The following is a 398-nucleotide window of genomic DNA, read 5'->3' as shown; positions in this document are numbered from 1 at the left end:
GCCGAACTGCTGCTGGTAGGCTTTGCTGGCCTGCCGGGTGTACTCCTCCAGCCTGCCGACCTGCACGATGTTGATGGTGCAGCCGCCAAAGCCGCCGCCCATCATGCGGGCTCCCAGCACGGCCTCCGTCTGGCGGGCCTGCTCCACCAAAAAGTCCAGCTCCGGGCAGCTGACCTCGTACTGGTGCTGCAGCCCCTCGTGCGAGGCGTACATCTTCCGGCCGAATGCCTTCAGGTCGCCCTGCTGCAGGTGCTGGCAGGCGGCCTCCACCCGGTTGTTCTCCTCCACCACGTACAGGCAGCGCCGATAGGTAACTGGCTCAAACTCCTGCGCGTGCTTTTCGAGCATCTCCACCGTCACGTCGCGGAGGCTGTGCACCTGCGGGTAGTGGCGCTGCA

At 65.8% G+C, this 398-nt stretch carries 1 pseudogene; it reads right to left on the bottom strand.

Features of this window, described 5'->3' with window-relative positions:
- Positions 1 to 398 (bottom strand): annotated as a pseudogene (locus FJM74_RS22135) (galactokinase); the annotation flags it as partial.

The organism is Pontibacter beigongshangensis, assembly GCF_014332515.1.
In the GTDB taxonomy this organism is placed as follows: Bacteria; Bacteroidota; Bacteroidia; order Cytophagales; family Hymenobacteraceae; genus Pontibacter; species Pontibacter beigongshangensis.
This window is presented reverse-complemented; position numbering and strand designations above follow the sequence as displayed.